Source organism: Sphingobacterium sp. GVS05A, assembly GCF_019969845.1.
Classification (GTDB): Bacteria; Bacteroidota; Bacteroidia; order Sphingobacteriales; family Sphingobacteriaceae; genus Sphingobacterium.
This window is the reverse complement of the sequence record NZ_JAHXYR010000002.1, coordinates 57,807-83,418: the sequence shown is the minus strand read 5'-3', so window position 1 is coordinate 83,418 and position 25,612 is coordinate 57,807. Positions and strand designations below refer to the sequence as shown.

Sequence of the window (25,612 nt, the reverse complement as noted above, 5' to 3'; positions counted from 1 at the left end):
GGGGTAACATCATTGACTGATGAAATCACTTACATAGAATCGCTAAACCTTTAAAATAAAAATCACATGAACACGCAAATTGACCCACAAGTTGACCTGCAATGGCTAAAGGCCTGCCAGATTGAGGATGCCGTTGAAAACGGTGGTGTCTGTCTTAAGTTGAATAATGAGCAGGTAGCCCTATTTTATTTCGCCCGTCGCAATGAGTGGTATGCTACCCAGAATGAATGTCCACATAAGCGGCAGATGATTTTGAGCCGTGGGATGTTAGGCTCCTTGGGAGATACGCCAAAAGTGGCTTGCCCATTTCACAAAAAGACCTTTGCACTGGATACGGGCGAATGTCTTTCGGGTGATGAATGTGCGATCAAAACGTATCCGGTCAAGGTGGAGAATGGGACAGTATATATTGGAATGACAGCTTAAGTCTGAGCTAAATAATTGAAATAAAAACTATTTTAAAGCAAACAAACGATGGATTATATTAGTCCCAAAGAGGTAGCCGGTGTGATGATGAATACCGCTATCTACAAATCTTCGCTCCCGATCAAAGACCTGCTGATTCGGGGTGCATTGTCTGGCGCCTTACTGGCGATATCTGTTACGCTCGCTCTATTGGCTACAGCACAGACAGGGTTGGGACTTGTCGGTGCATTTGTCTTTCCTGTGGGATTTGTGATTATTGTTATCTTGGGCCTGGAGCTCGTCACAGGAAGTTTCTCCTTAGTGCCCCTGGCCTGGCTGGAAGGGAAGATCAATTTTAAGGTGATGGCCAATAACTTGCTCTGGGTCTTCCTTGGAAACTTATTGGGCAGTGTCCTCTTTGCACTTTTGTTTTGGGCTGCAAGTACTGAAACTGGACAGGCTAGCCAGCTTGGGAATATCGAGCAAAGTCTGATTGTCATTAGTGAAAAGAAAACCTTGGGCTACGGCAACCATGGTGCTGCCGGGTTATTCTCAGCCTTTCTCAAAGCCATTCTCTGCAATTGGATGGTCTGCATGGGTGTGGTGATGTCCATGACATCCAAGTCTACCTTAGGCAAGATCCTGGCGGCGGGGATTCCCATCTTTATTTTCTTTGCCTTGGGCTATGAACATGCGGTGGTCAATATGTTTGTGATCCCTGCCGGGATGATGTTTGGTGCTCAGGTGACGATGTCGGACTGGTGGTTGTACAATCAGTTGATCGTGACGGCGGGTAATATTGTTGGTGGGCTGTTGTTTACGGGAATGGCCATTTATTATACTTATCACCGGAAAGAACAGGTGTCTACCTCCCAAAACTAACTATTATGTACGGAATTGAAAATAGGTGTATCTGGAAGAAGCGCGCAGAGATAGTATTGCTTCAACTGTTGTTTTCGGTAGTTTTTTACCAAACTTATGCGCAGCAAAAAACAGTGAAAGCGAGTTTGTTCGAAGGTGTCGTGGTGGCGGGTTATACCGACCAGGGGGCCTATATCAACTGTACGGGGCCAGCGATTAAATATAGTTTCGCCCCCAAGGGGAATATCCTGTTGGGATTGCTGCCGAGCCTGAAAATAAAGGAAGATCAAGTGGAGGAAGGAAAGCCCAAGAATGCGTGGGTCACTCCGACATTGGGAGTTGGCCTGACTGCGGTGTTCAGGCATATCGCCGTTCAGCTGCCTGCTTTCTACAGCCCGAAGACCAGTACCGCAGATGGTAAATGGAAGCTTGGGGTCGGGCTGGGCTATAAATTTTAAAATGACGTATTTTTAGGGAAATATTTACGTTGGGGAGGGAGCATGCCAGTATTGGTTTGTTTTACTCCCCATATTTTTCTGTTGCCAACTTGTTTAATAGTTCCTTGTTTTTGATGAAAATCTTCTTTTTGTCGACTGTTATAGCATCCGAATCAGCAAGTTCGGCAAGCATGCGGTAGACGGTTTCATAGGTGGTGCCCACATAGGATGCGAGATCCTTTTTGCTGAGTTCAAGACCGATGTACCCGTCCTCTGTTCCTTCAGCGAAAACGCGATGAAGCAATAAAAGGCTCCACGCTAAACGGTTTTTGACGGAAAGCTGGGCCAGGTTGGCCATCTTCTGCTCCGAAAGATGCAACTCATCGGCAAAAAATAGCATCAAACGATAGCTTAATTCAGTATTGATGCGCAGGGTGGACAAGAAAAATGGTAACTCTACAAAACATAGCTGCGTAGCGGCAAGTGCTGTGGCCGAAATAGGGTAAATGCTTTGTTCGGATGAGATCCCCCGATGGCCTACCATTTCTCCCTTTTTAGCAAAACGAACGATGGTCTCCCGGTCTCCAAGGTTGCGGTGGACTTTGATGAATCCTGATTGGACAAAGTAAATACCACGAACCGGCTCTCCTTCACTGATAAACTGTTCGCCTTTTTTCAGTTTGATATTCTTTCGGTGGAGGTCGATTTGTCCAAGCCACTCTTGTAAGACGTATCGGCACATCAGGCAGGAGTGGTCACAGGTATTCGCTTTCTTCGTTTTCATCGGAATCAGTTTCGTATGGTGGAGTCTTTCTTGTCTGACCAAAGGTATCACCTATTCATCTAAAATCCTATTTTGTTTGGTATTAAAAGCATGATTGGGCGATGGGTATTTCTTCACAAGTTCATCTTTGCGATTTGTAAAGTGTTGTAAATAAGGTGAAATATATTTTTTTAGATCAGTAAGAGGAGAGATTTTCTTCGTTGATGATTTTGCTTCATTTGGTACACCAAACAATGTTCGGAAGGAGCTTTCCTGATTGGAGAAAGACAATTCATTGGTAGCTTTAGCATAGGGGTGCATTGAAGAAATTGCTGACAATGACGTTTGAAAACTTTACCAAGACTGACCTAGTGACTTTGATACGTGAAGGGAATAGCTGGAAAGGATCGAGTTCAATCAACGCTTATAAATAGAGTAGCCAATAGCTAGTGGTGAGTCCAATCAACCCAAGGCTTACCATCAGTGAATCATATGTTTATTTAACACGTTATCTTATCCTAAATAATTTTGTCAGGGATTTGATTTAGCTGTGAAACCAAATAATTAATGGGGGCGTTCAATTCAGATTGGTTACAAATATATTGCTCAATAACGCCATAGATTTCAAACGTTGATATATTAAAGCCATCTTCGATGTCATTATAATAAATTATTTGATTTCCAAATAAAGCAACCACCCAAAAACCCCCACCTTCATTTCCAAATAATTTTTCTTGCCACTTATGAGGAGTGACTTTGATGAGATTCCAAAGGTTTAAAGCTTTATAATCCATTTTCAGTTCTGCCTGTAAAATAAGAAGTTCGATTTTGTCAATTGATATCGGTGTCCACATGCTCAAAAATAATGAAATTTAAAGGGAATTGCCTGAATATTGCCATAATAGAATCGCGGCTTATAAGGGGAATTATTGATTAATATTTCCGAATGCGTGCATAAGCTCAAGCTACCTTTACCAGTTTATAATAAAATTTTGGCAACGATTGGGGGGAACTAACTCTTTTTTACACATACACTATATGATTGTTTATAGACCAGTTAAGCTTAACAAAAAACTTTAAAAATTCTGTTGTCAATGCTGAAGTATTACAATAGGCTTAACCTTAATGAAAGGAGGGATATGTCTGACCCATAAAAAAGATTAAATACAATCGGACTCAAAAAGCTAGAGATATTTTGATCAGATCAAGAAATAAGAGAATTGTTTTCAAATTACAATTATACTGACTGATCATGGGAATTCGAAGTTTTGAGTGCTATAAAATTTGCCTCTAAATTTTTGACCATTTAAATAAAACAATTGTTGGCTCCCTAAAGTGTCTAATCCATGAAAATAGACCAAATTAAATTTAAAATGATGAAAAAAATAATCCCATTTATATTAATTGCAGTATCCTTTTTTAGTGCATGCAAAAAAGATTTACACCCTGTAGATCCAAACACAGTACATACCCCCGACGGTTTTAGTAGTGATAGAACTAGAAACTTAAATATTGTTTATTTTGTTCCCAATGATTTAGATACGTTGCCCGACTACCAACGTCGGATAAGCGATATCATGTTATGGGTCAGGCAATTTTATAAAAGTGAGATGACCAGAAATGGATATACAAATAAAACTTTTGGGATGTTCGTTAATAGTGATAGTCTGATCAAGATCATAACAATTAGGGGTACGAAACCCAAAAGTGCCTATCCATACGAGGGAGGAAGTGGAGCAGTAGCAGAGGAGGTCAATGCATGGTTTGAAGCTCACCCCTCAGATAAGACGAGCGATCACACCCTTATTATTATTCCTAGATATGAATTTAGGCAAGATGGTACAGCCACAGGCGGACCGTTTTACGGAACAGGGAGGTGGTGTTATGCACTAGATTATGAAGATTTTAATATTGCCAATATCGGTTTGGGCAATAACCAATTTACAGGGTGGTTTGGTGGTTTAGCTCATGAACTAGGCCACGGGTTAAACCTCCCGCACAATTCAGAAAAAGTTTCTGATAAATCAACACTAGGAACCGCCCTGATGGGATATGGCAATTATAGTTTGGGAAAAGAAGGGACCCTTTTAACAGCTGCAGATGCTGCAATTTTGAATGCAAACCAGATCTTCAATAAGGATAGCAAAACTTATTACGATGCTGCGAATGCGGAAATTGATCGTATTCACGCCAAATATGACGCAACAAAAGAAGCCATAGTTGTTTCGGGTAAGTTTCATGCATCAAATAAGATCAATAGTATTGCATATTACAATGATCCCGAAGGAGGTGGAGATTACAATGCGATAACATGGGAATCAAAAACCATTGGCGTTGATAGTTTTTATGTTGAAATGAAAATTTCAGATTTACAATACAAAGGAGACTCATTGTACGATCTAAGGCTGAGATTTGTCCATGAGAACGGGATCATTTCTACTTTCACTTACAACTATAAGTTCGGTAACAATATACCAATAATGAATTTCAGTACCCGTTCAGAGCTAAGCAAGCAAGGTTGGCAAGTACATACTTTCAGTTCTGAAGAAACAGCTGAAGAAGATGGAGCGGCGACAAATGTTATCGATGGCAATTCTTCGAGCTATTGGCATTCTAGATGGTCGGCCAACGAAACAGCTTTTCCACATGAATTAGTAATAGATTTAGGATCCACCAAAACTGCTCATGGATTAAGCTATACACATCGCAGTGGATTGTCACGTGCTGTTAAAAATATTGAAGTTTCTTACAGTATCGATGGGGTAAGCTTTAACCAGGCTGGAAATTATGAGGTTCCCAATTTCAATGGTCCACAATATTTAGATTTTATGACACCAGTTTCATTGAGGTTTCTTAAAATAAAAGCTATTGATGCCCGTGATGGGGAACAGTTCGCAGCAATTGCTGAACTGGGTCTTTACTGATCCGGTGACTAAATTTTTATAGCATCAACGCTGATTCTGACCATCAACGTTGATGCTATAAATACTACAGCAAATCAGACTTTTTGCCAGAGAACTCAATTTCTCTCACGGCCACAATGCTATTTTCAGGTTTAATTCCTTCGATTAAAAAGCGGATGTAGCGAACCCGTAGCTGCTTTATGCTCTTGGAACTGTAATCTTGCCCCGAGGAGGATAGGTGACTGCCTATTGGTGACCATTTAGCCCCATCAGTAGATGATTCCAACGAATAAAGATACCAATCACTATCCTTTCCCCAATAAATACGGTAGGTATCCAGATCATAGCTATCTCCGAGATCTATAGAAATTGCAATCGGGAGTTTTAACTTATCAGCTCGCCAGGAACTAGTGAGGTTTCTATCGATGATGACCTTTAGTGAATCCACTGGAATTCCATCTATCTCAACGGAGGCTGCAGAAAGATTTAACGTTTCCCTTTTGTGCGGTAATTTTATGGTATCTATATTTTCAGCATGAAAATTATCATGTTCACTCATCCAGATATATCGTTTCCCGTCAGGAACCTGATCCTGATTAGAGGGAATACTTTCTATTTTGGCAGTTGCGGATTGTAATCCATCACTACTTGCTTCGATAATAACTTGACCTGCCTCAGCCATTGTACGTATAAGTGCATATGCGATGCCACCTTCGGTAAATTGTGGAGAAACTCCCGTATGATGATTATTTCCACCTATCAGACGACCTTTTCCTGAGACCACAAGCTTAACTGGAATTGCATCCGCTTGGTCTGGCGAGCTTACCAAATTTCCTTTTTCATCATAAACTTTAATATAAACTGGAATCATATCTGATCCTCCAGCCAAAGGGGCGATGCCCTGATCCGCGAATTCAATTTTTAGGTGATGTGGTGATGCAGCAGTCGAGACCTGATGGGTACAAACAATACCTCCATCCAATATTCCCTCCGCTTTTAGTTCTCCCGGCTCATAATCTTTTAATTCAAAACGAAAATACGGGCTGCCTCCTTTTTTATAAATAAATGGTGCAGTTACCGAATTGTTTTCCCTAGTTTTTTCCCCCACAAGTTTGTTATTTCTAAATAGCCTGACCGTGTCACAATTTGAGAAAACGATGATATTAGTATCAAGATCCTTCCTTGTGTTGTGCGTTGCTATATGCACAATGGGGCCATAAGTTGGATTCCTGGCATCCTGCATCGCTTTCATTTGATAGTAGCCAAATTTTGGGTATCGGTCTAAATCAACAACTCCGCTAAATGCCGTGACAGGATCATAACCGCGTGTATAATCGTTGAAACTCCAAAGAAAATATCCACCTATACGTGGATTGGCATCTAGACCTGCGTGATCCCAATAGCCTCCGAGAGATTCTTCTTTTTCCCCATTGAGTGCATTCTGCCGCAACATAGATTGATTAATTAATCCTTTATCTCCATAGCGCCTCGACGCACGTAATCCATTCTCTTTACTGGCATCCGCAAACCATGCATCACCCCACTCCCTCGTCAATGAAGGGCTGCTGGGCAATGGGTCAGTTCCGTCAGGATCGATTACTTTATAAAACACGTCATAGAAGGGCTGACTTCTATTATTTAGATCATCTGCTGTAAATAGCTGGTCACCGGGCAACTCATCGTGTGCGATCTTTACCGCCTTCATCATCCAGGATGCCGGAGTTGGAGACTCGTTGAGCGATGTCTCCCATAAAAAAATAGAGGGATGATTACGGTCTCTTCTGATCATTTTGCGTATATCACGATATGTACGTTCGATAAATAGTTTATCGTCGTTGAAATATTGCCAACCTGGCTGGCATTCGATGACCAAAAGTCCGAGAGAATCACAAGCATCCAGAAATGCTGGTGATGGCGGATAGTGCGCTGCTCTTACCGCATTAAATCCTCCTTTCTTCAGTAGCATAGCATCCCGATATTGCATAGAATTGCTAGCAGCATCTCCTACATAAGGAAACGCCTGATGCCGGTTGGCTCCTCGGAGATACAGTTTTTTGCCATTTAGATAAAAACCGTCGGCTTTACCCGCAGGTGAACGAAAGCCGAATCTCCTTATTCCTATCCAAGTGTTTACCTCGTCAATCAAGATATCTTTGTCATAAACCCGTGATACTAACCTGTATCGAAACGGATGGTCGGGAGACCATAATTGCGGATTAAAAACCTCGAGATTGTGGGCAAAAGTTGAATCACCGGAAGGCATGTGTGCCTTACTATTGGTTCGTGCGACGATTTTTCCAGTATTATCCAATAGCATTGTCTCCAATCGTAATTTGGAGATCGAATGAGTTTTGCTGTTTACTATATGGGTTCGGCAACTAATTGTTGCCTTTTCTTTCGTAACCGTTGGAAAGCTCACTAAAACTCCACCTCCGCCTACGATCTCTGTTTCCATTGGATCCGAAATGTAAGTTTTATTGGTAATAATCATCTTCACATCACGGTAGATTCCGCCATAATAATTAAAATCAAGCTTTTGCATGGGCTTGCCGGGGGGCGTCAGGCCATCATCCATATTGTTAACGCGGATCGCAAGTATGTTATCTTTATCATATTGGATATACGGCGTTATATCAACCACAAAACCTATGTATCCGCCAGCATGTTGAGCTATTTTTTCTCCATTAAGAAAGACTGTACAATTCGTTTGAACTCCCTCAAATTGAAGGATGACTCTTTTATTTTGTAGCTTGCCGGAAAGGTGAAAATAACGGCGATACCATCCTGTACCCTGGAATACACTACCGCCGCTGTGTTTTGGCTCCAATCGCATAACATGTGGTATGCTGACTGCTTGCCATTTACTATCATCATAATTTGTCTCCATTGCCTGATCTATATCTCCCCGATAAAACGCCCAATTGGCGTTCATATCAAGGACTGTTCTTGCAGATTGTTTATTCTTTGCAAACGATAACGAGCATATAGCCCATAATGATAAGGTGAGCAAGATGTAATTTATTTTTTTCATGTAAAAAATGGGGACACTCTCTTTAGTTCTTGTTAAAACAGTCAGAAAATAACTTTGTTAGTGACAAATAATTTGTGAAAATAGTCTGTTTCTTTGTAAAAAAAAGTAGCCATCCGTGCTAAATTTCTCCAGCTGATGGCTACGATGCACTAATTAGGATAACCCGGGTTTTGCCCGAGGTTGTTGTTTACATCCGTTTCCTTTCTGGGAATAGGCCAAAGATAATCCCTCCCGGCATCAAATGTTCTGGACTCTACCTCGACATGATCACCTGAAAGGGTCAAAGCTCCTGTTTTTGGATCGACTTTTCCCAGACGAGTACCATATACTTTTCCTTCGCGTACCTGCGGTCCTATTTTCCAGCGTTTAATGTCAAACCATCGCAAACCTTCCAAAGCAAATTCTACTCTTCGTTCTCTTCTTACCAGTTCGCGCATGGCTGTTTGACCGGCATAGACAGACCGGTTCACTTTAGGCATTCCGGCCCGTTGCCTGACCGCATCAATTGCATCATATACACTGTTGTCTATGGCTCCGGTTTCGATTTTGGCCTCGGCATAGGTCAGCAGCACTTCTGCATAACGGATGACAATCATGTTCAAGCCTGTATTCCATATATCATCATAGTCAGATAAATCGGAAGTGAATTTTTTGTATAGGTATCCAGTTTTGGAATTATTTCCACCATTGTAGTAATCGCCCGAATTGCTCTCTATCGGGTTATAATATTTTCCCTCATAAAGCTGTCCCGGAAAGGCAATCGACGCACTTAAACGGGGATCCCGATTTTTATAGGGTTCCTTTTCATCATAGCCTGAATTGAGTTCAGCAATGGTCTTTCCATTACTCATTTCATAAGAATCTACTAAAGCCTGAGTGGGGCATAGCGAGCCCCATCCACCGAAGGTTGAAGAGGGCATGACGCCCAGGTTTGAATTGGGATGGTCATTTGCCCGGTACTGAATGTCCAGAATAACTTCACGATTGTTTTCATTCTGTATACGAAAGAGATCAGCGTAGGAAGAAAAGAGTGAATATCCCAACGCCATAATCTGCTCGCTTGTCGTAATGCAGTCAGCGTACCGTGCAGTATATAACTCCAGACGGGCTTTTAGGGACAGCGCAGCACCCCGGGTGATCTTTCCCACCTCATTGCCCGAATAGCTTACCGGCAGTTCCGGTGCTATAGCCCCGAGTTCATCCAGCACAAACTGCTGTACCTCGGTAACGGGGGTTCTGTTAATGGTATTGGCCTCGTCCTGACTGAGCATTTTGGTAGCTAAAGGGACATCGCCATAAAGCTGCGTCAAGGTGTAATATTGATACGCACGGAGGAAACGGGCTTCTGCTTTCATCTGTGTTTTCTTTGCCTCATCCATCGGGGTCTGGTCTACATTTTCCAGAAACCAGTTGCATTTCAGGACAGCCGAATAAGCAGGGCTCCATCGGTCGGTTACCCAGGTGTCGGAAGGGCTGGCGCTGCCGTTTCCCAAGCTGGTATAGCCTTCCCAGTAATACTGGCTGTATGCGTTGTCCGAAATGGCATCCATATAGAGGATCTGGTAATTATCATCCCAACTGCTGTATACACCGTTCAGGGCTGCCTGGGCATCAGCTTCGGAAGACCATAGGGAAGAGTTGCTGTAGGCATCTTTGGGATTTTTGTCTAGAAGGTCCTTCTGGCATGCCGGAAGCAAACCGACAAGGAAAAAAAATAAGAGATATGTGTGTTTTTTCATGTTGATTACGCTTTGGATATTAAAAAGTTACGTTCAAACCTATGGTGTGGAGTTTCACCTGCGGATAGTAATATATGCCACTGCTATAGGATGCCTCCGGGTCGATCCAGTCGTAAAGTCCGCTGAAGGTCAGTATGTTCTGGCCGCTATAATAGATGCGTGCCCGGCTAACACCCAGTTTTTTTGCCAGGTTCGTAAAATTATATCCCACCTGGAGATTCTTTAACCGTATGTAGGATCCATCTTTCACCCAGAAGGAAGACGGGTTGTCTATCGCACTGTTCTGTATCTGGGAGTATAAAATTCGTGGAAGCGAAGCTCCGGGATTATCAGGCGTCCAGGAGTCTAATAACGCTGAAGTAGGTTTCGTAGAGCCCTCGCTTACTGCCCCAAGTTTCCCTTCCAGATAAGTTTTTACGCTGGCAGCTCCCTGGAAGAAGAGGGTCAGGTCGAAATTTTTATACGATCCGCCCAAGGTTAGCCCAAAAGTGGTTTTCGGATAAAAGTTGCCCAGATACTGCTTATCATCGCTGTCGATCACATTGTTGCCATCCAGATCCTTGTATTTCAGGTCTCCGGGGGCCGTACGGTTGCTTTGTAAAGCGTGGTTTTTGACCTCTTCTTGTGACTGGAAAATCCCCTCGGCTATAAAGCCATAAAGCGAATTGATGGGGTAGCCTACATCCCGGAAGGTCGTGTTTGTTAGGTGTGGGCCAGTTCCATGAAGATCGGTAACCTTGTTATTAATAAAGGAAATATTAAACGATCCGTTGTATGAAAAATCGCCTTTCCGATCTTTATAGGAAAGCACAAACTCCCAGCCCTTGTTTTCTACAGCTCCTGCATTCTGGATGGGGGCGGTAAGCCCGTAGACGGCGCTCACCGGCACGGCCAGTAACATATCATTGGTTTTTCGGTTAAACCAATCGATGGTCAGGTCTAATTTGTTCTGTAGAAACGATGCATCGATCCCGGCTCCATAAGTAGTGGTACTTTCCCATTGTATATCTTTGTTGGCTCCATTGGTAGGTGCCACACCCGCTGCGATGGTAGAGGAGGTCCCCCCAAAAGTATAGTTCTGCCCAGCACTGATTGTGGTAATATAAGGATAGTAGCTCAGTACCTCCTGATTACCCAGTTTACCCCAGGATCCGCGGACCTTGAGCGCTGGTATGATTTCTTTTAAAGGTTTAAAAAATTCTTCTTTACTCAGGTTCCAACCAGCGGAGAATGAAGGGAAGGCACCCCATCGATTGTCGGGAGCAAAGCGGGAAGTCGCATCATAGCGTATGTTGGCCTCAAAAAGGTATTTTCCTTCATAATCATAATTCAACCGGCCGAAGTATGATCGTAGTCCCATTTCATAACCGTAGCCGGTAGCTACCTGCCCATCTGTTGATCCCAGGTTTATTTCACTCAGCTCATTATTGAGAAATCCCTGCCTATAAGCACTATTTTCAGTATATTGGGTAAGCTCCTGAAAATAACCGCCAAGTAGCTTGAAATTATGGTTGCCAAAGTTCCTGGTGTAGTCCAACAGCCCCTGTAAGGTGGTCCGGCGGAAGGTCGTATTTTTATCAGTGAGTTTGTTTGGTCCCTGATAAAAAGCTTTATCGCCTGCAGCATTATAATATTGGATGTCGGCGATAAATGTTTTGTTCTGGGCGGTAGATGTAACAAATCCCAAAGTAGGTTTAAAATGGAGTCCTTTTATGATTTCCCAATCGGCGCCGACATTTCCTACAAAATCATAATAATTTTCACGGTTGAAAGAGGGGGATTCGAGCCAGGCCATGGGATTTCCGTCACTGATACTTCCATATTCCCCGTTCTCATATTTATAAGCAATCATCGGAGCAATCCGGTTAATCTGACGGATAACTTGGGTAAAGCCCGGAACACCGGACATGCTCGACTGGGGTTCTTCCATAGGTGAAAAGGTGTAGGCCAAGTTGCCGTGTGCACTTAACTTATCATTTATCTTCGTCTGAAGATTCAGTCGGGAGGTATACCTTTTCGCGTTGGTCTTTTTTATCAGGCCATTTTGATCATAATACCCCAGTGACATCATATAACTTGATTTATCATTACCACCATTTACGCCAAGATAATGGTTCTGTTGGAAACCATTTCCTTTATAGGCGAGATCCAACCAATCGGTGTTCGGATAATTGTAAGGGTCGGAACCGTCACGGAACTTATCGATCTCTTCTTGTGTATACCGCGGTTGACGGCCTTCATTGCTGAGGGCCTGATTATAGAGGTCAGCTGCCTGCCAGGAGGGGAGAAAATCAAATAAACCTGTGGCGCTTTGTTTGCCAAGGTAGTTGTTATAAGTAAGTTGAGTTTTTCCTGCCTTGCCTTTCTTGGTCGTGATCAAGATAACCCCATTAGCTGCACGGGAGCCGTAGATAGCAGCAGAGGCCGCATCTTTCAGCACAGATATGCTTTCTATATCATCCGGATTGACATTGTTCATGGAGGAGACCATACCGTCTACCACCACCATGGCACTGGCGTTGTTGATCGTGCCGATACCTCTTACCCGAATCGTAGCCGCATCACGGCCGGGCTGCCCGGAGCTAGCCGCTGTAACGGTGACTCCAGCCATTGTTCCTTGCAGCGCGTTCCCCACACTACTCACAGGACGGTTGGTAAGTTCTTTTGGCCCAACTGTCGATACGGAGCCGGTAAGGTTTTCTTTGCGCTGCTGGCCAAATCCGACGATAACCACTTCCTGAAGATTCGCCTCGTCCGATTGCATGGTGACATTGATCGCATGTTTTCCACTGGTTGCTATCTCCTGAGGTTTATAGCCTATATAACGAAAGACAAGAATACCATCGTGAGGTATTTTCAGTTGAAATTTTCCATTTGCATCGGTCGTTGTTCCAATTCCAGTATTCCCTTTTAACACGATACTGACCCCAGCCAATACTTTTGAAGAATCACGGACAGTTCCTGAGATTATAAGTTCCTGTATTTTATAGGCTGGAACAATACTTTCTTTCATTTGGACGATGATGGTTTTATTCTTTATTGTATAAGTAATGGGCTGATCAGCAAAACACAGGTCAAGAGCTTTTATCAGTGTTACATTACTTACAGTGAGGTCTACTGGTTTACTTTTCTCCAATACGTCATTTTTGTAGACAAAATCATAGCCAGTCTGTTGTTTGATCGTGTTGAATATAGTCAGTAGTGTGGCATTTTTCTTATTAAGGGTTACTTGTTGACCATTTACGGCCAATGAAGACTGGAAGAAGGCAATTGTTAACAGGATACTGGTTAGGCATAACTTTATAAAGCCTTTTTTTAAAATAGATCCATATGCCTCGCTTATTAGCTCATAAAGGTATTTGACATTGGGGTGGGGAGAACAGTCTCCCTTGGAATTTTTTAACATCTTTTTATATTTAGGGTTAAATCAATTGAAATTAATCTGGCTACATCCAGTTTGTATAAAGCAATAGGAGACAATTCCAATTTACAATGTGGATGACTTATAGGTTGTTTTTTGTCTAGCGTGTAACCATAATCCTCCTTCCTTTTAGGTTGAAATGAATTCCGGTTAACTTGAGTACCTCCAATACCTCCTTGATGTCTTTTGAGCGGGAGATCGACCCTCCAAACTTTATTTTGCCCATATTGTCTTCGTAGCTAACCTCCACATCATACCAGCGTGATATCTGCCGCATAATTTCTTCTAAAGGCATTTCATCAAATGTGAAATCACCCTGTTTCCAGGCAACAGCCTGCGAGACATCTATCTGATGTATACTTAAATTTTTACCATTGAGTACGCTCTGTTGTCCCGGTTTTAATATTTTTGGAGAAGCCTGTTCGCTCGGAGATACCTGTACACTGCCCTCTATCAGTGTAGTTTTTACGTTTTTTTCATCTGGGTATGCATTAATATTAAAGGTTGTTCCCAGTACGAGCAATTGCTGTCTGTCCGTTTCAACAATAAAGGGAACTCTTTCTGTTTTTGTACCTTTAATTATTTTTTTAGCCACTTCAAAGTATGCTTCTCCTTCTAGTTTCACCCGTCTTTCGCTACCAGAAAAGTTTGTCGGAAAGGTTAGCGAAGAAGATGCGTTGAGCGATATCTTAGTTCCGTCAGAAAGCAACAGACGAAATTGTCCGCCCCTGGGAACGGTGATCGTATTGGTTCCCAGCCCTTGCTTTGGCCCTTTCAAGTTGCTATAGTCCAATACTCCCATTTCTGATATTTGAACTGCCCCCGCGGTAGCATGCGCTATATTTTCTGAGGTGGTGCTATCAAGATATATGGTCCGACCATCGGCAAGCCGAAGTTTAGCCTTGTCTGATCCCGGTCTAATAACCAAATTCTGTGGTTCTTTTTCGTTTGTTCTGGTTTGATAGAATACCAAGGAGCAGACCCCCAAAATAACAACAGCCACAGTGGCCGTAGCCATCAACGGTCTGAGAAGAAACCGAAATGGCTTATGTGTTTTTTGATCATCGGCAGTTCTTGTATCGATCTTTTTCCATAACATATATGCTCGTATTTTTTTATTACCATGTAGGGATTCATCCCAATCTTCTCTCTGGGATGCGATATGCTCGTAAAATGAAAAGAGTTGTTCATCTTCTTGCTTGCTCGTTTTGTTTTTCAGGTATTTTTTAATGATGCTCTGTATGGTCTTGCTCTTTTTCATATCTGTATTATATTGTATGTGCAAAAAAAAAGCACCAACCCCTAAGAGCTGATGCTTTTTTTGTTTGTAGTGAATTATCTAAAAAGCTCGAGCGTTGCCAACAATAGCATTGGCAATGTCCAGGGAGATAGGTATTTTCTCATTTTTTTGATGGCGATCGTTATTTGGTTTTCAACGGTTTTTATAGAAATGTTGAGCCGCAGTGCTATTTCTTTGTTACTCAGATGTTCCTGTCGGCTTAAGTGAAATATTTCACCACATTTTTCAGGTAGTCTCTCGATGCCACTTTTTAGCGCCTCTTCGATTTCTTTATTATCTCTTTGTGAATTGAAAAAATCGGCCGGTAGGGTAGTCAGTTCCATGACAAAACTGTTTCTACACTTTTTATCGTTAATGCAGCGGAAAACCTGAAAGCGTACAGCTGTAAATAAATATGCTTCTAAATTTTGGATCGCTAGGGACGACCGTCGCATCCAAAGTTGGCAGAATATCTCCTGGACGATATCTTCACACACTTGTTTGTCCCGAATTATATTGTACGCAGCGAGATACAATCTATCCCAAAAGCGGTTGTACAGCTTTTCAAAAGCAATCTTTGACCCGCCACAAAGCGCTCCGACCAGTATGGTGTTTTCATGCTGTTGAATATCCTTCTTTTCTAAATCTGATAAATAAACATTATGAATAATTTCCATAGCATTTGAATGGTTATTAGTTTTTTTCTGGACTGGTATTAAGGCTCTTGTTGATAACTGGAAGGCGATCTGACGTGAGCATTTTGCTGGCTGGGCAAATTAACTGGCTGTCGCGCTCATATGTTGTGCCCAGATCAGATAGGTTTTTGTATTAGCAAAGCCAATTAGTGGGATTAGCAGTCTTAATTGATTTTATAATATTGTCAAACACTGGTTTGTATTAATAAGTGAAAATCTTTAGGAAGAGGTCACTAAGAGCATTTAAAAGCCAATAGATAATAAAAAGCAACCTATTAAATAGGTCGCTTTTTACCGTTATCTGTAAGGAACGCCTCCCCGCTAGATAACTTTATTATCCATTAAAAAGAACGCACAAATTAATTTCTTACACAACGGACGTTTTTCAGCTGGGTTTCTACTAAATCCACGCCAATTACTGACACATTGAGCAAGCTAGCTGTAAGATCGTCATTGTGAATATTGAAAGCACCTCTATCTGCATGATAATACCATGCGCCAAAACCAAAAAGCCCGCCAAGGTTTATTCCCGATGTACCTGTCCATAATTCGGCACGGTTACCATAATTGGCCAAGTTGATCTGTAATATACCATTGACAAAAGCGAATGAGTCACTGCCACCGTTAAAGTTAAAATGAAGCTTGTTGCTTGGATAAGGAGCGGCCGTTCCACTTGCATCATATTCAAAATAACCACGGTTATTAACTGACCCGTAAGTCGTTTGCTTACCGCCAATTCCTAATAGTCCAGTGAGCTTTCTGAAATCGCTTTCACTCGCCTGGCGCCATACGCCAGTAGGATACACCTGAGCACAAGGATCACTATTTACGCCAAATTGATCCGGAACAAGGCCTTTAAATGAAAAGTATGTATTTCTGGCATTGGAGTGCGCATACGTATGGTGAAAACGATAAGGGTTGTGTCCGGCTTGGTAATAAATATTTTGTCTAGCCCATCTGGTTCCTTCCACTGTCAATGGAGATTCTATCAGGTTGACCAGCAAACGGTGACTGTTTCCTAATACCGGAGTGATGTTGAATGCAAAGTTGACAGGAGTCGCTGAAAATTGACGGGTGGAGTTGTCATCAATCTTTAATGCTAGATTGGAGACATTCACTTTGATCCCGCCTGTTACTGCCGCTGGATCCGCTGTGTACGTATAGGCGATTTTAGCATCTTGATAGAGAGCATTAATGTCCTTAAAGTCGACAAATGGGATTTCGTGGTCGGCGGCGACAAGATCACTTAAGGCGCCATTGGCGACATCAATCGATGCCGTTTTGATTCCGGCTACTGCGACCTTTGCTCCGGTCATATTTGCAAACATCCCTTGGGTATTTAATTCTATACCAAGTCTGGCAAATTTGTGGTTGAACATGATATTGATAGGCACATTGACGCTACTGCCACCAGTTGGAACTGATACCTCACCCGATGTATATAAGATATCTTTTCCGCCGGGAAGGCTGATTTTAGTATTGGTAGGAGTAATCGCAGGGACATCATCTGTTGTATTGTACGAAAGTGCCACCCATTTATACGTTGTTCCTTGTGTCACATCAATAGTTCCCTGAGTTCCGGCAATAAACTGCTCCGAAGAAATCAATTGAGTTCCATCTTGTGAAAACAAGTATAGACGATATTTTACCCCATTTTCTATAGCAGCAGCTCTAGTTGAGCTACCGCTAGTTGAAGCTGCTTTAGTTAAAGATTGTGCCGCCTTAAATGGTATGTTATTATCGGTCTGTAGGACAGCATCAAATTCTGGAAATTCCAATACTTTGTTGTTCCCTGAGTTTGACGCAGCTACTTTTGCTTGCGAACCCTTTGTTGATATAGGTTGACTCTCAACAATACCCGACACGTTCAACATTAATTTTGTCCCCTCGACTTTAGCTGTTTCTTCGACGTGTTCCTTGTCTTTCGAACAACTTGAAAAGGTACCACTTCCCACCAGCAATAATGCAAGAGAGGCAATGGTCCAATTTATTTGCTTTTTATATAATACTCTCATAAAAATTTTAATTTTGTAGTTTTTTAATAGCTTAATTTTATAAATCTCCATTACCACTACCATCCGAACCATCGCCCCAATCGCCTACACCAGGGTTAGGGGTGCCTGTTCCTGAACCAGCAGCAATCCCTTGCTCCAGTTCGATTGTAAGCACGCTGATAGCAGGTGCTTCATAAGTTCTCTTTTCTGTTTTCATTTTGAATTATTTAAGTTTTAAATCATTGTTAATGATTAGTCGTTGGATTTTAATACATGGCCGAGCTTTTCCGGGAGCAGGGCAAGTCCTTGGAAATCCGATACAAACATGAATATTTTATGAAATAGAAATGAAAAATCACTCCCCCCAAGGACTACTCTTGTTTTGTTAAGTTGTTGTTGTTGAGCGCTTTAATTTTAATTCAAGGTGTTGGGTTGCGCTCGGGGAGCCTGCTGTTTATTGTTTATTATCGAAAATATTTTAATATTTTATGATGATAAATAACTCTGAACAGATCTGGAGTTGATTTTTTAGGGGGATCTCTTAACCTTCCGTTGGAGGATTGTCGTCTACACGGTTGCGGAGCCAAAGGATAAGGTCTTCCTCCGGTGCAAGTCCCAGCTTTTTTCGCAGGTTATAACGATTGTTTTCAATTGTTTTGGTTGCTTTGAAAGTATAATCTGCAATTTCTTTTGTTGAAAACCCCAGATAGATATAAGCACATAGGATTAATTCAGAGGATTTGAAATTTGCATCGATGCACAGCATTCTTTTTAAGAATTTCGGATGGACCTCTTGAAAGCGAGCCCAAAATGTTGGTGAATTTTTTTTAGCTAATTCAATAAGCTCTGAAAATGATTCATTTACCTTAAGTTCAAGAGTTTCTATAAGTTGTTTGTTTTGCTCAATTTCTATTTTTTGTGCAAACAAGATCTTTTTCTTTTTTTGTTTATATTCCCTATATTTCCAGATAAACAACAGTAAGGTGATCAACAAAGCTATACAGAGGATTATTTTTAGTTGGTTATCTCTATTTTTTATTATTATATCGTGATTTTCGATATTATCTAATATAGCTTGCACCCTTTTTCTGTTTTTATTCTCGTCAATCAATCTTTCTGCGGCAGATAACCGAAGGAATTTTTCTCCCTCTTTGTACTGATTGATCTTATTATAACTTTTGGATATTTTTAGATATAAGTCTGCAGAGGTAGATCTGTTCCAGGTTCTTTTTTTCTTGTCAGCTATAGCAAGTAAATAAAATTCAATGGCTTCTTCCGTTTTTCCTATCTGCATATAGTAATCGGCGTATAGTTCATGGAAAAGAGTGAGAGGCTTATTGTCTACTATAGCTTGTTGATAGGCTTGTTGGATAAAAGGAAGTGCTTCTTTAGCCCTTAACTGTTCGATGTGAGTCATCGCCTTGTAATAGAATAAATTTGCCTTTACTTTGTAAATCTTTTTAAGTTTATGATATACCGTATCAGGGACTGTTTTTGCGTGTTTTAGGGCAATATCTATGAAATGGTGGGCATTGGTGTAATCATTGACTATGGTGTACGAAAGTCCTAGCGAAGACAGACTCAATGACGCTGTCATTACTGATTCCGGATCCTTCCTTGACATTGTTAGATCTATCACTTCTTGGTGTTGCTTCGCCTGCTGTTTGTAGAGATGGAGTCGTGAGTAATGATAGCCTTTTAGAGATAAGAAACGGGCTTTTAGGGGGGGACTTACTTTCGTGGCATGTTCCTTTAGTCCTTTTTCAATAAATGGTAGTGACTTTTCATATTCTTCCAGAATGTTTAACGTAAAGGCGATGTAATAATAAGTTTCCGCTTTCCTTTTTGAATCATTCGACTTTTCAGTAATAAAATTAGCTTTTTGGGCATACTCCAATGATTTAAGAGAATTGCTTTCAAGTAAGTTGTCTGCCTGTTGCAACAGTATATCACTCGTGAATTTGTTATCTTGTTTGCGAGTGCAAGAAAATATGAATACACAGATAAATAATGATAGAAGTTTAAAATTACTCCTTAAAGTACTGTTTAACATAATTGTTAGATAGATATCCTTAAATTTATAATACTTATTTCAACGGTATTCTCAGCTATTAGATGATCTTTTTCATCTGCAGTGTATAATCGGATAACAAATAGAGCTAATGACGTTCAATATTTATAAAGTCGTCTTATCATATCAAATTATCACTAGTAGTTATATTTTTGTAAATTGGTGCAATAATAAGAGGCCTTAAGCCCATATTCCTCTTCAGATCATTATTTTAGTTTTTTTTAATCAGATGAAACAAAAACAACAAGAACAAGTCAATAGAGGAACGGAAATTGCAGAGCGATATTTCGAGTTTTTGAACCAACATATTGATGATGTTGTGTCGGGCAGAGTCATAGAGTTTATGGAAATTAACGAGATTGCAAGCGCACTTTTTGTTTCCCATACTCATTTGACTGATACCATACAAAAGGAAACAGGAAACCATCCTTGTCATTTTTATGACCTAAAAATTATAGACGCGGCAAAGGAATTACTTTCATCATCTACCAAACCTATAGCTGCAATTGCACGTTTGCTGACCTACGACCCCTCCAATTTTTCTAAGTTCTTTAAAAAATTTGTCGGAAAAACTCCCGGAGAATATCGCAGTGATCTAAAAAACGAAAAGTTCTAAAAATTTGCCATAAAATAAATACTTCCTATTGCTACAGTTCTCCTTTCCGGCAATATATTGAATAGCTGAACGTTGCTAAATCAAGTTTTTTGATTTGCTTCTACATGCTTTCTTAACCAAGTTATAATTGTTCTTCTATCAAAAATATTATATTTTTTCATGGCTTCTTCGAGGAATAATTCTCCTTTCAAGATAGAAAGAACAATAAATTCCTTATTTTCTTTAGAAAAGCGGTTAGCAGAATTCTTTTTCATAATTTTTATAACAATGTTGATTAAAATAGTTAAGCTACCTTATCAAATAGTAAGACAGTTGGCTCTGTGAAGATTCTGAGAAGTATCACAATTGTACTACAAAATTGAATAGTTTTTTGTTAGGATTGAAAAAACTCACCCCCCAAGAACTACCCTAGGCCGAATAATTATTTAATAGTTGGCTATTTTAGGCCATATAAAAAAATGTAGTGAACTAGCGGTACTGATATCTTTTATGTTTAACGCGTTTATTAGCTCTTGCTGCTATTCTTATTTTTTCATAATCTATGCATCAAGAAATTTATAAACCATAGTTGCCGGGAACTATAACAGCAATTTAAAAGCACAATAATAATATGTAGTAAAGTAATATGGCCAAATCTATAAATCTTTTTCAATCTCCAATCCAGGTATAAGATTAATATAAAAATATATTTATCTGCGTAAAAATGGCAAGTTATATCCATGTGATTGATAGATGCTAAGGAAAGATCAGATGATCATAATGAGCCCTTGGAAAATAATGGGAAAGAAATCAAAAAAATAGAATCAGTTAAAGTTCCGAAAAGTTCACCATAAAAAGTAAACATGGGATGAACATATTTGTGCTATCAATTTTAAAACATTAAAATAAAGAGAAAAATGACAAGAAACGATTTAAATGGAAAAGTAGTTTTAATTGCGGGAGGTGCAAAAAACTTAGGTGGATTACTAAGCCGTGATTTTGCAACAAAAGGTGCAAAAGTGGTAGTTCATTACAATAGCGAAAGTACAAAAGTGGAAGCCGAAAAGACTTTGGCTGAGATTAATAGCATAGGGGGGGAAGCATTTTTATTTCAAGCAGATCTCACCGATGTAAAGAATATCGTTAAGCTTTTTGATGCAGCAATCGAGAGATTTGGAGGTGTCGATATCGCTATCAATACAGTTGGAAAGGTTTTGAAAAAACCTTTTGCCGAAACGACTGAGGAAGAATATGATAGCATGAGCGAAATTAATTCCAAAGTGGCATATTTTTTCATACAGGAAGCAGGTAAGAGAATAAATGACAATGGAAAGATCAATACAATTGTAACATCCTTGCTTGCAGCATTTACTGGGTATTATTCTACTTATGCAGGAGCTAAAGCCCCAGTAGAGCACTTTACTCGAGCGGCTTCCAAAGAATTTGGAGGTCGGGGTATTTCAGTAACAGCTGTTGCTCCGGGACCGATGGACACTCCTTTTTTCTATGGTCAGGAAACAGATGATGCTGTTGCTTATCATAAATCAGCTTCGGCGCTGGGTGGACTGACAGATATTAAAGATATTGCTCCATTAGTGGAATTTCTCGTAACCGATGGTTGGTGGATTACCGGACAGACCATTTTTGCAAATGGTGGATATACTACTCGATAACTAAATAAAGAAGACGATGTGATACAGAAGTGTGCGCATTGTCTTCTTACTAAAAATTAAAAATTATGGCTAATCAGGATAACGTAATCAAAAAGCATGGGCGACATGTTTATAAAAAAAAGAAGGTATTATGTCTTGTTTCCAATGCAACTAGCCTTCATGGGATAGAGGTTGGATTCTTTGCAGAGGAAATGACCAGGCCTTTCTATGATTTTATTATTGCGGGTTATGATGTTGATGTTGCATCACCTAAAGGCGGGGAAGTGAAGTTTGATTCCCATAGCAATCCTGAAAATCCCGAAGGGGCTTATCCGAATGATCTGATTAGTATTGGTTTTGTACATCACAAGGAATTTAGTAAATGGCTGCAAAATACTAAGGCCATAACTGAAATTGATGTAAATGATTATGATGCAATTTGTGTGGCGGGTGGAGGTGCCCCGTTGATCACCTTTAAAGATGATATAGCGTTGCATCAACTTATTGCGGATTTTCATGAAGCAGGAAAAGTGATCTGTTTGATTTGCCATGGTACTTCTTTGCTTTTATGGACTAAATTAAAAGACGGAAAATTTCTAGCAGACGGTAAGACATGGACCGGATTTGCAGATAGTGAGGAAGATATTATTAACCAAATGTTTGGAATGACCGTCAATGACTATACTATTGAAACCGAAGCACGTAAAAATCCAAATACCAACTTTGAGGTGGCGGGACCATTGGAACCTTTTGCCATAAGGGATGGGAGATTAATTACCGCTCAACAGCAACATAGCAGTTATCTTGCGTCACAGCTCGTAATTGAAGCACTTTCTGAATAATTCAGCATACTTCTTCTATGTGCTAAGACCCTATCTATTGTAAAATGGTAATGTGACATATTGCCATAACTGGAGAAAAGGTATATTTTACATCTAATACATACTATATGTTTCCAAAAATTATCAATTCGATTTTAATCCTTGTAGCGGTATTTATGGGCTTTAAACAAGGCTATGCCATGTTTTCGGGCAAGCCCGAAATGATGGAAATGTTTGGGAAATGGGGCTTTACCAAAACCGGCTTAACTGTAAATGGTCTTATTACTATAGTTGCCTCGCTACTGATTCTATTTCCAAAAACCTTTATATGGGGCAATTTTTTGATGTCAGCGGGGATTTTATTGATTATTTGCTTCCATTTATTGGACAAAGATTTGAAAGAAATGGCGATTGAAATTCCATTTCTATTATTGAATCTTATTATTATCTATTTGCAGCATCCTTTAAAATCAGCCGTTTAATTTCGCTTTAGATCATTATGTTGCGGTAACCACCGAGGGAGAGTCAGCAGGAGTAGAGCAGATATTTGTTAGCGATTTCAGCCAAAAGGTTCAAGTTTCCAATGCACATTCTATCAGCCGAAGTACTGTAATCAAATCCCTGAAAAAAACAAAAGGGAGAGAAACTGAACTGTGAGGTCAACACGCAGATCATTGAAGAGTCAGCAGATTATATGATTGCTAAAGTGACCCTAACATTTGAGAATTTCAGCAAAACTGATCTTGTGACTTTGATGCGTGAAGATAACAGCTGGAAAGTATCCAAATCGATCAAATCGTATAAATAGATTTTAAAGACTAGATGTCTGTCATAGCATGCTCAGGAGAGCCATCAGTGAATCCTATGTTTATGTAAAGCCACATCGTGAGATGTGGCTTTTTACGTCAAAAAGGGCCTGATGTTGATTACATGCTTTCTCTTTGCATCTTCTTGTACAGCAATTATTGGACAGATCCTATGGTTTTCAAAAGCCAATGTTGTTATCGTGAGACTTTACCTTGTTCATCTAAAGCCTTGACGATGGCCATGCCTACAGCCTTGGCCGATTGCGGATTTTGGCCGGTGACCAATCTGCCGTCAACGGTAACATGGGACTGCCAAGGTTCGGATTTTTCATAAATTCCACCTATTTCCTTTAGTCTATCTTCAAGTAAAAAGGGGACGACATTGCTTAGTTTTACAAGCTCTTCTTCTTCATTGCTAAAGCCATTGACATTTTTTCCTTTTATCAAATATTCACCGGTGCTCAGTTTGATGTTGGTTAAGCCAGCAGGTCCATGACATACAGCTGCAACAACGCCGTTTGCCTCATAAATTTCGCCAGCAATCTTGGCGATTGCCGAGTCGAAAGGCAGATCCCACATCGCACCATGTCCTCCGGCGTAGAAGATGGCTTTATATTCTTCAGGTTTTACCTCAGAAGGTTTTAGTGAATGGGTGATTTTATTGTGGTAGTATTTATCCTTCCAGAATTTTTTGTTAACGGGATCATTCAGGTCAAATCCATCCACAGGTGGATTCCCGCCCTGTGGGCTAAGGAAATCAATCTCATATCCAGCCGCTGTTAAGACCTCCCAGGGATGTGAGACTTCGCCGAGATAATAACCTGTTTTTTCGCCAGTATTGCCTTTTGTATCGTGGCTAGTAACAACAAATAAAATTTTTGGTTTTCGGTTTGTTGCAAAGGAATGCGTCACCATTAGGGTTAATAAAACCGAACATATTCCTATTTGTCTAAAGAGTTGTTTTGCTTTCATATTATTTTTATTTTCTTTTTGTTGGAACAAATTTCTTGATTTCATATAATAATTTACCGTGATCCACATCACAAAATTAAAATTCACCTTACCATTCCTGCCATTCACCGAGTTTTCCTTATCGATTAATTCGTATAAATAAGAGCCATCTCAAGTAAATTTATAAATGTTATAAAGTCACATCGTGAGATGTGGCTTTTTGTTTATTATAAGATGTTTGATTGCTAATTTTTTAGATTTTTGTATATTTTGGAAATAAATCTTTATACATGGAGCAGCGTTTTGTAGAAGTAATTCAGCTTATTAAAGAATCGTCAATCTAAAGCTATTAAGGCGGTAAATACTGAATTAATGAATTTATATTGGCGTATTGGAAAGTATATTAGCGCGCGGATTGAAACTTCCGAATGGGGGCAGTCGGTTGTCAAAGAATTGGCTTCTTTCATTAAGCAGTACGAACCTGAGTTAAAGGGTTTTTCAGATAAGAATCTGTGGCGAATGAAACAATTTTATGAAACTTATCGCAGCAGTGAAAGACTCTCGGCATTGACGAGAGAATTGAGTTGGACAAATAATGTTTTAATCTTTAGTCGTACCAAGACAGTTGAAGAAAAGGAATTTTATTTGAAGCTAACTATCGAGGAAAAATATAGTTCCAGGGAGTTGGAACGACAGATTAATAGTTCTGTCTTTGAGCGGCAGCCTTTCACCAACTGTCATAGCTGAATATAAAACGCAATTACCAGACAAAAAGCTACTTCAACAAAAGTTACACGAATTATTTAAACAGGCTGATAATAGTGATATTTAGATAATTATTTGTATACTATATATTAGCGGTGAAATCATAGGAATTTTTATTTTCTTCAGTGTTACGAACGTAAAATCAATAAAAATTTAATCTTGGTTTTTTATACGTCAAAAGGGCCTGATTCTCATCAGACCCTTTCTCTTAGCGTTTATTTGTACAGTAATTTTTATGTTTCCTATCGTTTCCTCTTTTTTGTTTCGTCATCCAATGTGTTTTGAATACTATTGGATTCTCACTATACGACGCCAATTTTTATGTTGATCCTTCCTTTCGAAAGGTAGCTAATAGCCGCTTTGTATAATAAGAACAATAGCTGATTTAAAATAGTTTTAAAAATAAATATTTCGATGTTTTAA

At 40.1% G+C, this 25,612-nt stretch carries 21 protein-coding genes and 1 pseudogene; 9 read left to right on the top strand and 13 right to left on the bottom strand.

Translation table 11 applies throughout. The features are described 5' to 3' along the window. Nucleotides 1-66 precede the first annotated feature (66 nt). From nirD to LC454_RS05180, 3 genes are all read left to right on the top strand, one after another. Nucleotides 67-426: a nitrite reductase small subunit NirD gene (nirD, locus tag LC454_RS05190; RefSeq protein ID WP_223580290.1), complete on the top strand. Its 360-nt coding sequence runs from the start codon at nucleotides 67-69 to the stop codon at nucleotides 424-426. Nucleotides 427-474: 48 nt separating this feature from the next. Continuing rightward, a complete protein-coding gene (locus LC454_RS05185) occupies nucleotides 475-1,287 on the top strand; it encodes a formate/nitrite transporter family protein (protein ID WP_223580289.1) in 813 nt (270 codons plus the stop codon). Between the two features lie 68 nt (nucleotides 1,288-1,355). Beyond that, nucleotides 1,356-1,724, top strand: a complete 369-nt coding sequence (locus LC454_RS05180) for a hypothetical protein (RefSeq protein ID WP_223580288.1) — start codon at nucleotides 1,356-1,358, stop codon at nucleotides 1,722-1,724. Between the two features lie 61 nt (nucleotides 1,725-1,785). On the opposite strand, the gene LC454_RS05175 is transcribed toward LC454_RS05180, so the two are convergent. The 3 genes from LC454_RS05175 to LC454_RS05165 all read right to left on the bottom strand — a co-directional run bounded on the left by LC454_RS05175 (nucleotide 1,786) and on the right by LC454_RS05165 (nucleotide 3,320). Further along, complete coding sequence (locus LC454_RS05175) at nucleotides 1,786-2,445, bottom strand: Crp/Fnr family transcriptional regulator (protein ID WP_223580286.1); 660 nt, start codon at nucleotides 2,443-2,445, stop codon at nucleotides 1,786-1,788. A 93-nt stretch (nucleotides 2,446-2,538) separates the two neighbouring features. Continuing rightward, nucleotides 2,539-2,805 (bottom strand): hypothetical protein, encoded by a 267-nt coding sequence (locus LC454_RS05170; RefSeq protein WP_223580284.1) that lies wholly within the window; start codon nucleotides 2,803-2,805, stop codon nucleotides 2,539-2,541. 179 nt (nucleotides 2,806-2,984) lie between these two features. Next, nucleotides 2,985-3,320: a hypothetical protein gene (locus LC454_RS05165; protein ID WP_223580283.1), complete on the bottom strand. Its 336-nt coding sequence runs from the start codon at nucleotides 3,318-3,320 to the stop codon at nucleotides 2,985-2,987. Between the two features lie 519 nt (nucleotides 3,321-3,839). Here LC454_RS05165 and LC454_RS05160 point away from each other — a divergent pair. Beyond that, nucleotides 3,840-5,390 (top strand): discoidin domain-containing protein, encoded by a 1,551-nt coding sequence (locus tag LC454_RS05160; RefSeq protein ID WP_223580282.1) that lies wholly within the window; start codon nucleotides 3,840-3,842, stop codon nucleotides 5,388-5,390. 64 nt (nucleotides 5,391-5,454) lie between these two features. Here LC454_RS05160 and LC454_RS05155 read toward each other — a convergent pair whose 3' ends face one another. The 8 genes from LC454_RS05155 to LC454_RS05120 form a co-directional block, all read right to left on the bottom strand. Further along, nucleotides 5,455-8,301 carry a glycoside hydrolase family 2 TIM barrel-domain containing protein gene (locus LC454_RS05155; RefSeq protein WP_223580281.1) on the bottom strand — a complete coding sequence of 949 codons (2,847 nt, stop codon included), beginning with the start codon at nucleotides 8,299-8,301 and terminating at the stop codon, nucleotides 5,455-5,457. A gap of 248 nt (nucleotides 8,302-8,549) precedes the next feature. Continuing rightward, on the bottom strand, nucleotides 8,550-10,139 hold the full coding sequence (locus tag LC454_RS05150; protein ID WP_223580280.1) for a RagB/SusD family nutrient uptake outer membrane protein: 1,590 nt from the start codon (nucleotides 10,137-10,139) through the stop codon (nucleotides 8,550-8,552). Between the two features lie 19 nt (nucleotides 10,140-10,158). Continuing rightward, entirely contained in the window at nucleotides 10,159-13,545 is a 3,387-nt protein-coding gene (locus LC454_RS05145) for a TonB-dependent receptor (RefSeq protein ID WP_223580279.1), read from the bottom strand. A 115-nt stretch (nucleotides 13,546-13,660) separates the two neighbouring features. Beyond that, complete coding sequence (locus LC454_RS05140) at nucleotides 13,661-14,821, bottom strand: FecR family protein (protein WP_223580278.1); 1,161 nt, start codon at nucleotides 14,819-14,821, stop codon at nucleotides 13,661-13,663. Nucleotides 14,822-14,895: 74 nt separating this feature from the next. Further along, a complete protein-coding gene (locus tag LC454_RS05135; RefSeq protein ID WP_223580277.1) occupies nucleotides 14,896-15,516 on the bottom strand; it encodes an RNA polymerase sigma-70 factor in 621 nt (206 codons plus the stop codon). 377 nt (nucleotides 15,517-15,893) lie between these two features. Further along, nucleotides 15,894-17,549, bottom strand: coding sequence for a hypothetical protein (locus LC454_RS05130; RefSeq protein WP_223580276.1), 1,656 nt, complete (start codon nucleotides 17,547-17,549; stop codon nucleotides 15,894-15,896). Between the two features lie 37 nt (nucleotides 17,550-17,586). Beyond that, nucleotides 17,587-17,745: a hypothetical protein gene (locus LC454_RS05125; RefSeq protein ID WP_223580274.1), complete on the bottom strand. Its 159-nt coding sequence runs from the start codon at nucleotides 17,743-17,745 to the stop codon at nucleotides 17,587-17,589. 324 nt (nucleotides 17,746-18,069) lie between these two features. After that, nucleotides 18,070-19,470: a LuxR family transcriptional regulator gene (locus LC454_RS05120; protein WP_223580272.1), complete on the bottom strand. Its 1,401-nt coding sequence runs from the start codon at nucleotides 19,468-19,470 to the stop codon at nucleotides 18,070-18,072. A gap of 358 nt (nucleotides 19,471-19,828) precedes the next feature. Here LC454_RS05120 and LC454_RS05115 point away from each other — a divergent pair, with 358 nt between their 5' ends. Beyond that, nucleotides 19,829-20,215: a helix-turn-helix domain-containing protein gene (locus LC454_RS05115; RefSeq protein WP_223580271.1), complete on the top strand. Its 387-nt coding sequence runs from the start codon at nucleotides 19,829-19,831 to the stop codon at nucleotides 20,213-20,215. 80 nt (nucleotides 20,216-20,295) lie between these two features. On the opposite strand, the gene LC454_RS05110 is transcribed toward LC454_RS05115, so the two are convergent. Beyond that, a complete protein-coding gene (locus LC454_RS05110) occupies nucleotides 20,296-20,469 on the bottom strand; it encodes a hypothetical protein (RefSeq protein WP_223580269.1) in 174 nt (57 codons plus the stop codon). A 642-nt stretch (nucleotides 20,470-21,111) separates the two neighbouring features. Between LC454_RS05110 and LC454_RS05105 the strand changes: the two genes are divergently transcribed. The 3 genes from LC454_RS05105 (at nucleotide 21,112) to LC454_RS05095 (ending at nucleotide 23,149) form a co-directional block, all read left to right on the top strand. Next, nucleotides 21,112-21,867, top strand: a complete 756-nt coding sequence (locus LC454_RS05105; RefSeq protein ID WP_223580267.1) for an SDR family oxidoreductase — start codon at nucleotides 21,112-21,114, stop codon at nucleotides 21,865-21,867. Nucleotides 21,868-21,932: 65 nt separating this feature from the next. Beyond that, complete coding sequence (locus LC454_RS05100) at nucleotides 21,933-22,688, top strand: type 1 glutamine amidotransferase domain-containing protein (RefSeq protein ID WP_223580265.1); 756 nt, start codon at nucleotides 21,933-21,935, stop codon at nucleotides 22,686-22,688. Between the two features lie 107 nt (nucleotides 22,689-22,795). Then, the gene (locus LC454_RS05095) at nucleotides 22,796-23,149 is read left to right on the top strand and encodes a DoxX family protein (protein ID WP_223580264.1); all 354 of its coding nucleotides are present in this window, start codon (nucleotides 22,796-22,798) and stop codon (nucleotides 23,147-23,149) included. 519 nt (nucleotides 23,150-23,668) lie between these two features. Here the strand turns inward: LC454_RS05095 and LC454_RS05090 are convergent. Further along, a complete protein-coding gene (locus LC454_RS05090; protein WP_223580262.1) occupies nucleotides 23,669-24,445 on the bottom strand; it encodes a type 1 glutamine amidotransferase domain-containing protein in 777 nt (258 codons plus the stop codon). Nucleotides 24,446-24,757: 312 nt separating this feature from the next. Between LC454_RS05090 and LC454_RS05085 the strand changes: the two are divergent. Next, nucleotides 24,758-25,171: pseudogene (locus LC454_RS05085) on the top strand (DUF1016 N-terminal domain-containing protein); the annotation flags it as partial. Between the last annotated feature and the right edge of the window lie 441 nt (nucleotides 25,172-25,612).